General features: G+C 66.6%; 10 protein-coding genes. 3 read left to right on the forward strand and 7 right to left on the reverse strand.

Annotated features, from left to right (window positions below; translation table 11 throughout):
- Nucleotides 1-13 precede the first annotated feature (13 nt).
- A complete protein-coding gene (locus tag FNA46_RS14550) occupies nt 14-2,086 on the forward strand; it encodes an SUMF1/EgtB/PvdO family nonheme iron enzyme (RefSeq protein ID WP_143125934.1) in 2,073 nt (690 codons plus the stop codon).
- A 30-nt stretch (nt 2,087-2,116) separates the two neighbouring features.
- Here FNA46_RS14550 and FNA46_RS14555 read toward each other — a convergent pair whose 3' ends face one another.
- The 3 genes from FNA46_RS14555 to FNA46_RS14565 form a co-directional block, all read right to left on the reverse strand.
- The gene (locus FNA46_RS14555; RefSeq protein WP_246103090.1) at nt 2,117-2,746 is read right to left on the reverse strand and encodes a dual specificity protein phosphatase family protein; all 630 of its coding nucleotides are present in this window, start codon (nt 2,744-2,746) and stop codon (nt 2,117-2,119) included.
- Between the two features lie 139 nt (nt 2,747-2,885).
- Entirely contained in the window at nt 2,886-3,425 is a 540-nt protein-coding gene (locus tag FNA46_RS14560) for a cytochrome b/b6 domain-containing protein (RefSeq protein WP_143125935.1), read from the reverse strand.
- 1 nt (nt 3,426) lies between these two features.
- Nucleotides 3,427-3,693, reverse strand: a complete 267-nt coding sequence (locus FNA46_RS14565; RefSeq protein ID WP_143125936.1) for a PepSY domain-containing protein — start codon at nt 3,691-3,693, stop codon at nt 3,427-3,429.
- Nucleotides 3,694-3,853: 160 nt separating this feature from the next.
- Between FNA46_RS14565 and FNA46_RS14570 the strand changes: the two genes are divergently transcribed.
- Nucleotides 3,854-4,519: a response regulator transcription factor gene (locus FNA46_RS14570; protein ID WP_143125937.1), complete on the forward strand. Its 666-nt coding sequence runs from the start codon at nt 3,854-3,856 to the stop codon at nt 4,517-4,519.
- Nucleotides 4,512-5,927, forward strand: a complete 1,416-nt coding sequence (locus FNA46_RS14575) for a sensor histidine kinase (protein WP_143125938.1) — start codon at nt 4,512-4,514, stop codon at nt 5,925-5,927. The genes FNA46_RS14570 and FNA46_RS14575 overlap by 8 nt, the downstream gene beginning before the upstream one ends.
- 257 nt (nt 5,928-6,184) lie before the next feature.
- Here FNA46_RS14575 and FNA46_RS14580 read toward each other — a convergent pair whose 3' ends face one another.
- The 4 genes from FNA46_RS14580 to FNA46_RS14595 are packed head-to-tail and all read right to left on the reverse strand — an operon-like array spanning nt 6,185 to nt 11,515.
- Complete coding sequence (locus FNA46_RS14580) at nt 6,185-6,796, reverse strand: cysteine hydrolase family protein (RefSeq protein ID WP_185969865.1); 612 nt, start codon at nt 6,794-6,796, stop codon at nt 6,185-6,187.
- On the reverse strand, nt 6,796-8,868 hold the full coding sequence (locus tag FNA46_RS14585; protein WP_143125940.1) for a hydantoinase/oxoprolinase family protein: 2,073 nt from the start codon (nt 8,866-8,868) through the stop codon (nt 6,796-6,798). The genes FNA46_RS14580 and FNA46_RS14585 overlap by 1 nt, the downstream gene beginning before the upstream one ends.
- Nucleotides 8,865-10,601 carry a hydantoinase B/oxoprolinase family protein gene (locus FNA46_RS14590; RefSeq protein ID WP_143125941.1) on the reverse strand — a complete coding sequence of 579 codons (1,737 nt, stop codon included), beginning with the start codon at nt 10,599-10,601 and terminating at the stop codon, nt 8,865-8,867. Before FNA46_RS14590 ends, FNA46_RS14585 begins: the two co-directional genes overlap by 4 nt.
- Nucleotides 10,598-11,515 carry an isocitrate lyase/PEP mutase family protein gene (locus FNA46_RS14595; RefSeq protein WP_143125942.1) on the reverse strand — a complete coding sequence of 306 codons (918 nt, stop codon included), beginning with the start codon at nt 11,513-11,515 and terminating at the stop codon, nt 10,598-10,600. Before FNA46_RS14595 ends, FNA46_RS14590 begins: the two co-directional genes overlap by 4 nt.
- Nucleotides 11,516-11,745: the final 230 nt, after the last annotated feature.

Raw genomic sequence — 11,745 nt, forward strand, 5'->3', positions numbered from 1 at the left:
GGAGAGACACACGATGATCGCGCGCGTCGACCGTCTGCGGCAGGTGCTTCTCGACCATGCCCTGACCCTTGGTCCGTCCCCCCTGATGGCGCGGCCGGATGGCAGCGTGGCAACGCTTGCCGAAGGCTATATTCCGCTGCTGGTGAATTTCACCGAGGAGGACAAGGCCGCCAAGGGCCTGCGCAAGCTGAAGGAGCAGGCTGAGCCCGAGCCGCCGGTCTATTTCTCGGCGCTGGAAATGGCGCGCGATCATGACGCCCTGCTGCTGGTGGGCGAGACCGGCAGCGGGAAAACCACCTTTGCCCGGCATCTGGCGCTCGGCCTTGCCGAGGGCGGGCTTGCGCCGAAGCCGGTGGTGCGCAACGAATTCGGGCTTGTCCGGGACGAAGCCTGGTTGCCGGCGGGAGAGCCTGCCGGCAGGGCCCGTGTGCTGCCGCTCTGCGTGACGCTGAAGCCTTCCAGGCGCTTCCACGCCCTGCTGGAAGCGCGCATGCCGGGCATTGAGGCGCTGCTGTCTGCCGAGGACTGGGTGAGCGGCGAGGACAGCCTGCTGATCGTGCTCGACGGGCTGGAGATCGTCGGCGCCGGCGCCCGCCAGCTGCTGGAGGATGCCGCCCGCTTTAAGGCGCAGTTCCGTGGCGTGCGTCTCCTGGCGCTTGCCGAGACGGCGGCCACCGCCGCGCTCGTGCCGCCTGCGCCCTTCGTCCGTCATGCGCTGCTTCCGCTTCTGGCCACACAACGCATCGCGGCGGCGAAGAGGCTTGCCGGCCTCGACGTGCGGGAAAGCCGCATCGGCCTTGGTGCGGCTGCGGCCAATCCAGCCCAGTTTGCCATGGCGCTTTCGGCCGCCACGGCCTCCGAAACGGCCGAGGACATCACCGACGCCTGGCTCGACCGCATTGCCGGCGAGCCGCAGACGGCGCGTCTCATCTGTGGACTGGCGGCGGATGCCCTGAGCGGCAAGCTGCAGGAAGCCGATCTTCTGCCGGTACAGCGCGTGCGCCAGTTGCTCGCCGCGCGTCACCTTTCCGGCGAGCCGGCAGAGGCGGCCGTCGACCCCTTCCGTCGCCAGCCGTCGCTCTATGCACCCGTGCTGCGCAGCATCGCCGCGCGTCTTGCCGGGTCCGGAAAGGCGGCGTCGCTGGTTGAACAGCTGATCGCGGGCGAAGGAGAGGCGGCGCTGCGCGGCGCGCTGCTCGCCTGCGAATTCGAGATGGCGCCCGTGCTGAGGGACGCCGTCAAGGACCGGCTGCTGATGATCGTCACGACAGGCGCGCTGACCGCCGTGGAGCGCGAACGGGCCGGGCGCAGGCTGTCTGCCTGGGGTGATCCGCGCGATCTGGAGGCGCTGGCGGAGGTGCCGGCCGGCACCTTCACCTTCGGTGCGAACACCCATCCGAATTCCGCCCCGCCGCATGCGCTGACCTTGCCGGCCTTCCGCATCGGCCTTTATCCGGTGACCAATCGCAGCTACGGCGCCTTCGTCCGCGAGACGGGCCGGCTCTGGCGCAGCCCCGACGGGTTTGATGCCGAGCGGCTGAGCGCGCCGGCGACCGATCTGACCTGGCGCGATGCCATGGCCTATTGCGACTGGCTGACGGCACGCTGGCAAGCCGAGGGCCGCATCGGCGCGAACGAGAGCGTGCGACTGCCGACCGAGCCGGAATGGGAGCGCGCCGCGCGCGGCGACCAGCCGGATCGGGGCGAGGCCATCACCTATCCCTGGGGCCAGCACTGGCAGGAGGATTCAGCCAATTCCGAGGAGGCGGGCTTCAACACCACCTGTACCGTCGGCCTGTTTGCCAGGGGGCGCTCCCCCTATGGCTGTTTCGACATGGCGGGGCAGGTGTGGGAATGGTGCACGACACTGTGGGGTGACGACATGGCGACTCCGCATTTCCGCTACCCTTACGCCGAGGATGGCCGCGAGGCGGAAGATGCCGGCCCCGCGATCCGCCGGGTGCTGCGCGGCGGCTGCTTCAGCAGCGGCTGGCAGAAGGCCTGCGCCACCTATCGCGGCAGCCTGGAGCCTGACGGTTTCTGGCGCGGCAACGGATTTCGCGTGGTGGTCGCACCGAAGGGGTAGCCTCGGGCGTCTATCCTTGAGACGTCTCGTTCATCGCGATGCGGTCGGCACGGCCTGCGGCAGCCAGGAGCGCGCCGCCGCAAAGCTGCGGTCCATGGCATATTCGGCCCGCACGGGCACCGGAATATGGCCGAAATAGAAGGAAAGCTGACGGGCGGCGAGCGCCTGCGGCTGTCCGGCGATGGCGGCCAGATAGAGTGCCGAGGCAAGGCCCGAGCGATCCGCCCCTGCATTGCAGTGGATCAGCACCGGTTTCGGCGCGTTGCGCATCACCTCGATCAGCTGTTCCATCTCCGCCCGGTCGAGTGACTTGCGGGCGCTCATGGCAAAGTCGATATGCTGCACCCCCAGCCTGCGGCTTGCGTCCACTTCCCTGTCATACCAGCCATTGCCGTCGTTCCTGCCGCGCAGGTTGATGACGGAGCGGATGCCGTAGCGTTCGACATAGCGGCGAAGATCGGCGGGCGTCGGCTGGGCGGAACGGTAGACTTCCCCGGCGATCACCGGTGCGAAATTGCCGGTCAGCTGCAGGAAGCCGAAATAGGCGCCGAGCAGCGCGCTGATGAACACCAGCACCAGAAGCAGGCGGGCCGCAATCCGGCGCGGTGAGAGGGACATGCGTTCCGGCGAGACCGGAAGGGGCAGGGTAGTGGTGGTCATTGCGCGCCATTGCCATCGGAAGGGTCTGTCACCCATCTTGCCGTCTTTCCTGACAGGAACCTGAACGCGGGTTTTTCTATGGCAGGGACAGGCGCGACGCCGCATGGGGGAACGGCATCGCGCCTGTTCTCGGGTGCGATCACGCCCGGTCGGAACCGGCCGGTGCGCGCTTGCGCCCGATGATCATGGCCTGCACCAGATTTTCCGAATGCCGCCGGCTGGCATGGATGACGCCGAGCACATGCAGGGTGACGGCGAGAAGCAGCACGTTGACGGCCGCCTCATGCGTTTCCTCCACCCATTCCACGCCCCAGAAGGCATCGGTGGTCTGCATCCAGCCGGTCAGGGCAATGCCGCCGATCAGCGCCAGAAGGAACAGCACCATCACCGCGCCAAGCGGGTTGTGGCCGATATAGCGGGCCTCGCGATGCGCCAGCACATCGCGCAGATAGGCCAGTGTTTCGCGCGGCGAGCGGACGAACTGCCGGAAGCGGGCATAGCGACCGCCGGCAAGGCCGAGCACCAGGCGCAATGCAATCAGGCCGGCCGCCGCGTAGCCGACGAATTCATGCAGGTTTCTCAGGCCCTCGGACGAGAACCAGGCGACCGCGACGCTGGCGACCAGGCCCCAGTGAAAGAACCTGACGAGCGGGCTCCAGACCTTCACCGTCCCGGTCATGTCAGTCTCCGCTCTTGGCATTGACCTGTTCGAAGGTCTTGGGGTTGAAATAGGCTTCCACCTTCTTGCCCTTGGCATCGAAGGCATAGGCTTCGTAGCAGCCGTCCTCGGTCTTGACGGACCGGACCTTCCAGCCTTCGCCTTCCAGTTTCGCCTTCAGGGCTTCGCGCGGCTGCCAGTCCGACATCGGCACGGAGCACTTGTCGGCGGCAAGGGCTGCGCCGCCGAACGAGAGCACGGCACAGAGGGTGGCAAGAGCGATACGCATGGTGTCTTCCTTCTCGGGTTGTTGACGAGACAAGCCTGAGCGCCGAAGCTGACAGCCACCTGAAGGCAGGGCGGCCTGCATTTTTGTCGTATCCTTCAGCCGGCTGTCAGGTCGGGAGAGACATAACGAGCCCGAACGGGCAATCACGGGGGAGACAGGCATGCGCGTGCTGTTGGTCGAGGATGACGAGCTTCTGGGCGATGCGGTGAAGACGCATGTGGCGCGCCAGGGCCATGCGGTGGACTGGGCGCAAAATCTCGATGATGCCGAGGCCAATCTGGCGGCCGCGCGCTTCGACCTGATCCTGCTCGATCTGCGCCTGCCCGACGGCTTCGGCATCGACATCCTGAAGCGGCTGCGGGCGCGGCGCGATGCGACGCCCGTGATCATCATGACCGCGCATGACCAGGTGGCCGACCGGATCGAGGGGCTGAATGCCGGCGCCGACGACTATCTGGTGAAGCCCGTCGATCTTGGCGAACTGCAGGCCCGCATCCACGCGGTCGCCCGCCGTTATGGCGCAAGCGCCCTGCCGGAGGTGGTGCTGGGGGCGACGCGCGTCTTTCCCTCCGAGCGGCGGATCGTCGGGGAGGATGGGCAGGATATCGGTCTCTCCTCGCGCGAATGGGCGCTGCTCGACCGTCTGCTGTCGCGCCGGCAGGCGATCTTTTCCAAGTCGCAGCTGGAGGATGCGCTCTACGATTTCGGCGCCGAGGTGGAGAGCAACACCGTGGAGGTCTATGTGAGCCGCCTGCGCCGCAAGCTCGGCAAGGAAGTCATCGAAACCGTGCGCGGTCTCGGTTACCGGATTTCGCCGCATGTCTGAGATCACACCCGCACCCGCACCTGCAACGCCGCCCGCACCCCCGCCCTCTGGCGCTCCCGCCCCGGCTGCCAGCCGCCCCTACAGCCTGTCGCGCCGCCTCATCCTGTCGCTGGCGGGTATCCTCTGCCTGTTCTGGGTGGTGGCGGTGGTGCTCGGCGTGTCGGTGATGCGCGACGAATTCGACGAGGTGTTCGACAGTGCGCTGCAGCAGACCACCGAGCGGCTGGTGCCGCTGCTGGTCGACGATCTCTACCGCCGCGACGAGCGGCCGGAGCCCTACAGCATCGGCGAGGTTCGCCACGACGTGCGCGACCAGTATCTCACCTATCAGCTGCGCGATTCGACCGGGCGCGTGCTGCTGCATTCGGCCAATACCTCCTCCGTGCCCTATGCGGCGCCGCTTGCGCCCGGCTTCTGGAGCGACGAGAGCCACCGCATCTTCACCGCCGAAACGGTCAGCGGCAGCCTGTTCGTGCAGGTGGCCGATTCGCTCGATCACCGCCGCGAGGCCACGGGCGAGGGGGCGATCGCGCTGATCGTGCCGATCATGGTGCTGCTGCCCTTCGGCATGCTGGCGATCTGGTGGATCGTCGGGCGCGCGATGGCGCCGGTGCAGCGGCTGCTCGGCGCCGTTTCCGTGCGCGACGGCACCAATCTGCAGCCGATCGAGATGCCGGATCTGCCGAAGGAACTGGCGCCGATTGCCCGCTCCATCAACAACCTGATGGCGAGGCTGGAAACCACCATCCAGGCCGAACGCGATCTTGCCGCCAACAGCGCCCACGAACTGCGCACGCCGGTGGCGGGCGCTCTCGCGCAGACGGAACTTCTGCTGCGCGAAGTCGAGGGAAGCCCGGCCGAACCCCGCGCCCAGCAAGTGCTGAAAGGGCTTCGCCGCCTGTCCACCATGCTGGAAAAGCTCCTGCAGCTTGCCCGCGCGGAAGCCGGCATCGGCCTTGCCACCGCGCCGGTCGATCTGGCGCCGATCTTCGATCTCGTGTTGTCGGAGTTTGGCCGCAGCCATCCGGCGGTGACGGTCGTGATCGCAAAGGAGGCTCCGGCGCTTTCCCTGCCGCGCCGTGTGGATGCCGATGCCTTCGCCATCGCGCTGAAGAACCTGCTGGAAAATGCCGACCGCCACGGCCTGCCCGGAGAGCCCATCGACGTGAGGCTGTCTGCGCAGGGCACAATCGTCGTCAGCAATGCCACCCTGCCGCCGGCGGAAGCGGATGTGAACATGTTCCGCCAGCGTTTCCGCCGCGGCTCGCCCGCCACCCCGGGCTCCGGCCTTGGCCTTGCGATCGTCGACCGGCTGATGACGCAGATGGGCGGCAGCCTCGATCTTTCCTGCGACCGCACAGGCGAGGGCGCCACCTTCCGCGCCACCCTGCAGCTGCCGCCGAGTTGAGGGGGCGGCCCCCCTCCACGGCAGCGCGCAAGGCCTCGATTTGCCCCTGCCGTCCCATACCCGGTGTCGATGATCGGAACCCATGGGACCGACACTGGGTAGCAGAGGCCGGTGGCAACGTGATCCGGGGTCGAAACACCAGCGCCGATCCTTCATGCCACCGCATTTGTGGGAACCGGCGCCGCAACCTTCGCCAAGGACCATCGAGGGACGCAGTCCGGACGCAAAACCGCTGATGCCCTTTGGCTGGTCGTGCGCTATCTGCTGCCGGTTTCTGTCAGCATGTCCGCAATGGTCGCCACGCGGCAGACGGGCCGCAGTGCAGCAATCGCCGTTTCGTGGACATCCGGCGAAAATGCAGCGCAACCGTCGGACAGCACCGTCACGTCGAAATCGCGCACATGCGCGTCCCGGACCGTGGAGGCGACGCCGCCATTGGTGACGATACCGCAGACGATGAGCTTGCGGATCTCGCATTTGCGCAGCACCCATTCCAGCCGCGTCATGTAGAAGGCGGAATAGGCGACCTTCTCGATGCTGATATCGGCCGGGGCGAGCCTGTCCACGAGACGGTGGCCCCATGAACCGGGCGCGAAATCTCCCTTCGCCAGAAAGGGCCGCAGCGTCTTCAGATGCGGCGAGATCAGTGGCTCGCCACCTTTCAGCGGCACCAGCGTGAACTGGGTGGAGATGATCCAGCCGCCGCCTGCGCGGATCCGGTCGGCAAGCGGCGCCAGCCGTTCGGGCAGGGCGGCAATCTCTGCAGCTGTCTGGCCGGCGCGACCATAGGCCCCGTCCGGATCGAGAAAGTCATTCTGCAGATCGACGATCAGGAGGCCGGTCTGCGCCAGGGGTATGGTCTCGTGCATCAGCGTCTCTCGATGATCACATTGCCAAGGTCATCAACCCGTGCCGTCAGGTCCGGATCAACGAGCACTGTGGCATCCGGCTGTTCCAGGATGGCCGGGCCGTCGATCCGTGCGCCTGCCGGCAACTCCAGACGTGCGTAGATCGCCGTGTCATGCCAGGCCCCGTCGAACCAGACCGGGCGGCTGCCGCGGGCTGCCTTTTCCAGCGAGCAATCGGCATCGGGGGCCAGCGCCTTCAGGCTGAAATGCGGGCGACGGCCGATCGCGGCGGTCCGCAGGTTGACGATCCTGGCCTTCAGCCCCGGCAGCAGGCGGCTGAAGGAGGCGCGGTAGGCCGCATCGAAGGCGTCCTGCACGATCGTCCGGGTCACACCCGTGGAACCGTTGGCAATCGTCACCTGCAGCGGCACGGACACCGTATGGGTCTGGCCGACATAATGCATGTCGAGTTCGAAGAGGATGTCGACCCGATCCATCTGCAGCCCGGCCTCCTCGACCACCCGACCCGCAGCCTCGGCTTCCGCCACCATGCGGGCATCGAGCACCGCCTCATCCAGTTCATCCACCGTCAGGTTCACGGTCTGCACCTGGTCGTGGCGGATATCGGCAATCACGCAGCCGAGCGCCGAGGTGACACCCGGATAGCGCGGCACGAGAGCAGCCTGCAGGCCGACATCCTTGATGAGGGCGCCGGCATGCAGCGCGCCGCCGCCACCGAAGGGAACAGCGACGAATTTCGCAGGATCGTGTCCGCGTTCGATGGAGACAAGGCGGATGGCGCCGGCCATGCGCCCGTCTGCCACGCGCACGATCGCTTCCGCCGCTTCCATGACGCCGAGACCGCAGGGGCCTGCGACATGTTCGGCGATGGCGGCCTTGGCAGCCTCAACGTCCAGCCGTGCAAGCTTGCCACCGATCGGCCGCTCCGCATTGATGCGGCCGAGAACGATGTTTGCGTCCGTCAGCGTCGGGCGGCTATTGCCCTGGCCATAGGCGACCGGGCCGGGTCGCGAGCCGGCGCTTTCTGGCCCGACCTGCAGCAGGCCCCCGGCATCGACATGGGCGATCGAGCCGCCGCCGGCGCCGATCGTGGTGATCTCGATCATCGGCGTGCGCACCACGAGACCGAAATCGATCGTCGTCTGGGCGGCAAGCGACGTCTGGCCGTCGACCACCAGCGAGACGTCGAAGGAGGTGCCGCCGAGATCGCCGGTGATGATGTTGGGATAGCCGGCGGCCTTGGAAATCGCGGCCGCCGCAATCACGCCGGCAGCCGGACCGGACAGCGCGGTGCGCACCGGCAACCGGCTTGCGGTCTCCGTCGACATGACGCCGCCATTCGACTGGACGATGTGGAAGGGGCCGGAAAAGGCTTCCCCTTTCAACGCATCTCGCAGCTTGCCGAGATAGCCGCCGACCACCGGCTGGAGATAGGCATTGAGCGCGGTGGTCGAGGTGCGCTCGAACTCGCGGATTTCCGGCAGGATCTGGGCAGACGAGGCGAGGTTGCCGTTCGGCCAGACGGAGCGCGCCGCCTCCAGTGCCGCCAGTTCATTGGCGGGATTGGCATAGGCATTGATGAAGCAGATGGCGAGCGCTTCCGCACCGGCGGCGAGCGCTTTCAGGGCGGCCGCGCGAACCTCCTCGGGATCGAGCGCCTCGCGCACCGTTCCGTCTGCCAGAACACGCTCGGTCACTTCGAAACGCATGTCGCGTTCGATGACGGGCGTGAAATCGCCCCACAGGCCCCAGGTGTTCAGGCGGTCGCGGCGGCGCATTTCCAGCACGTCGCGAAACCCTTTCGTGGTGATCAGCGCGGTGCGGGCGCCCTTGCGCTCCAGAAGCGCATTGGTGCCGACCGTCGTGCCGTGGACGATGGAGCCGAGATCGGCAATGGCGCCGAAGGATTTCAGTCCTTCAATGAAGCCGACCGCCTCGTCGCCGCGATTGGAGGACACCTTGGCGGTCCGGAATTTGCCGGTTGTCTCCTCGTAGTAGAAGAGATCGGTGAAGGTGCCGCCGACATCCACGCCGACGACGGCGCCGTTCAGGCTCTTGATATGGCTGTTCATGCGGCTTTTCCTTCACGCAGTCTGTCGGTCGCCTGCACATCGACCTGTCCGTCCCTGTCGACCTCGACGCCGTAGAGCGTGCGGGCATTCTCGCGGCTGACGAAGCCGAGGCGCACGTCGCGTGCAACCTTTTCCGGCGGGCGGCTCCACGGGTTGCCATAACCGCCGCCGCCGGGCGATTCGATGCGCACCTTCTGGCCCGCCCGCACGCGCACATCCGTGACCTTGGAGGCAAGCGGCGGCGAGCGCTCGCCCTCGTCGCTTTCCCAGGTAAAGCGGTTGAGGCCGCCCTGCAGGCCGCCGGAAACGCCCGGCGGCGCATAGACACCGCGTTCGCCAAGCAGGAAGACATCGGCGTCGGTCAGCGTCTCGACCTCGTAGACCGAGCCCACGCCGCCGCGATGATGGCCGGCGCCGGCGGAATCCGGTCTCAGCGCCCACTGGGTGAAGACAACGGGATAGGAGGCTTCCAGGATTTCGGCTGGCGGAATGGTCGCCATGGAAATCGGGTTGTTGGCGTGGTTGAGACCGTCGCTTTCCGGATTGCCGCCCAACCCCCCGCCGAAGAAGGAGAACATCACATAGCGGGATCCGTCACCGCGATAGCCGGCAATCGAGAGCGCATTGATGGTGCCGAAGGGGGCGGCCGTGGCACGCGATGGATCGGCTTTCGCCAGTGCGCCGAACACGACGCCGATGACGCGCAGGATCGTTTCGGTGTAACCGCCGACCGGTTTCGGTGGCTTGACGCCGAGCAGGGTCGTTTCCGGAATGACGAAGGTGATCGGCCGCAGGCATCCGGCATTGGCGGGGACCGATGTGAAGACATGCTTCAACGCCACATAGCAGCAGGCGGCTGCCGTCGAATAGGCGATGTTCAGCGGTCCGGCGCAGGGTGCGGACGAGCGCGAGAAATCGAGCACCATCTCGTCGCCCCTGACGGTGAGGTCCAGCGCGATGGTGAGGCGTTGCGGGGTGATGCCGTCATTGTCGAGATAATCCTCGAAGCTGTAGACGCCATCCGGCAGCGCCCGGATGGCATCGCGCATCATGGCGTCTGCGCGATCCGAGAAGACGTCGAAAGCCCGGGCGACGGTTGTGTCGCCATAGGCATCGAGCAGTTCCGCCAGCCGCCGTTCACCGAGGTCGAGCGCGTTCAACTGACCGTTCAGATCGCCGTAGTTGGAGGTCGGCACGCGGGAATTGGCCGCCAGGATATCGAGGAGGTCGCGGTTCATCACGCCTTTCGAGACCAGCTTGACCGGCGGGATGCGGACCCCTTCCTGGAAACTTTCGGTGGCCTTGGCGTTGAATCCACCAGGCACATTGCCGCCGATATCCAGCCAGTGACCGACGGAGGCGATCCAGCAATAGAGCGTGCCGCCGCGAAAGACGGGGCGCACCAGACGGAAATCGTTGAGATGCGTGCCGCCGGCATAGGGGTCGTTGAAGAGATAGGTATCGCCGGGGTTCAGATCGCCATCGACGGCCACCTTGTCGATGACGGCCTTGACGGCAAAGGCCATGGCGCCGACGAAGATCGGCAGGCCGCGCGTGCCCTGCACCAGCGTCGCGCCGGTCTCGGCATGATAGAGGCCGTGGCAGGCATCACGCGCTTCGGCAATGATCGGGTTGAAGGCGGAGCGGTAGAGCGTGGCGTCCATCTCGTCGGCTATCTGCTCCAGACGGCCGTTCAGGATGGCGAGCGTGACGGGATCAAGAGCGCTTTTCATGCGGCGTCGTCCTTCGTGGTGCCCTTGGCGGATGGAGCCTGGCTGCCGGCCTCGAACTGTTCGTAACGGCGGCCAAGATCGAGCATCTGCGGCGTGCCGATGAGGTCGTTCAGCATGCCGAAGTCGAACATGCGCTCGGCAAAGGGTGTGTTGGTGCCATGCTCCTTCAGCGAGGCGTAGTAATCCTGCGCGGTGCGCGCGAGTGCCCGGACGATGCCGCCGGGAAAGATCACGATGCTGTAGCCCATCTGTCCAAGTTCCGCGGCGGAAAACATCGGCGTATTGCCGCCCTCCACCATGTTGGCCAGCAGGGGACGGCGCCCGGCCAGGGCGGAACTGACCGCCGTCAACTGTTCGGCGGAACGCGGCGCCTCGACAAACAGAATATCGGCGCCGGCTTCGGCATAAAGCGCTGCCCGATCGATCGCCGCTTGCAGGCCCTCGATAGCGACCGCGTCGGTGCGGGCGATGATGAGGGTTTCCTCGGAGGCGCGCGCATCGACGGCCGCCTTCACCTTGCCGGCCATTTCCTGTGCCGAAACGATGCTCTTGTCCTGCAGGTGGCCGCAACGCTTCGGCAGCGTCTGGTCTTCCAGCTGGATGGCGCTGGCGCCCGCCCGCTCGAAGGTTTTCACGGTTCGCTGGACGTTGAGCGCGTTGCCATAGCCGTTGTCGGCATCCACGATCAGCGGCGTTTCAACCCGCTGGCGAACGAGGCTGATGACGTCGGCGACCTCGGTCATGGAGACGAGCCCGATGTCAGGTCGACCGAGCCTCGTATAGGCGATGGCGGCACCCGAGAGATAGAGGGCCGAGAAGCCGGCATCGGTCGCAATGGACGCGGTCAAGGCGTCGAACACGCCCGGCGCGACGATCGTTCTGCCTTCGGAAAGGTGGTTCTTGAGGGTCGTCATGTCTTGTCCTTCATCGCGGCAGCGACCCATAGAAGGGCGCGGTCCGGCGGATTGGCAGCGGCCGCGGTGGTCGCGGCGGCAGTCGATGGGGGCATCCGGCGCCTGTCGCCTCGCGCAGGGCTTGCGGAGCAATGGGATGGCCGGAGCCGAGAGGGGTAAGCTCGCATCGTCATCGATCTTCCCCTAAAGCCCGAGATAGGCGCGCTTGAGGTCCGGCTCCGCCGCCGAGA

Source organism: Affinirhizobium straminoryzae (assembly GCF_007004135.1).
GTDB lineage: Bacteria > Pseudomonadota > Alphaproteobacteria > Rhizobiales > Rhizobiaceae > Neorhizobium > Neorhizobium straminoryzae.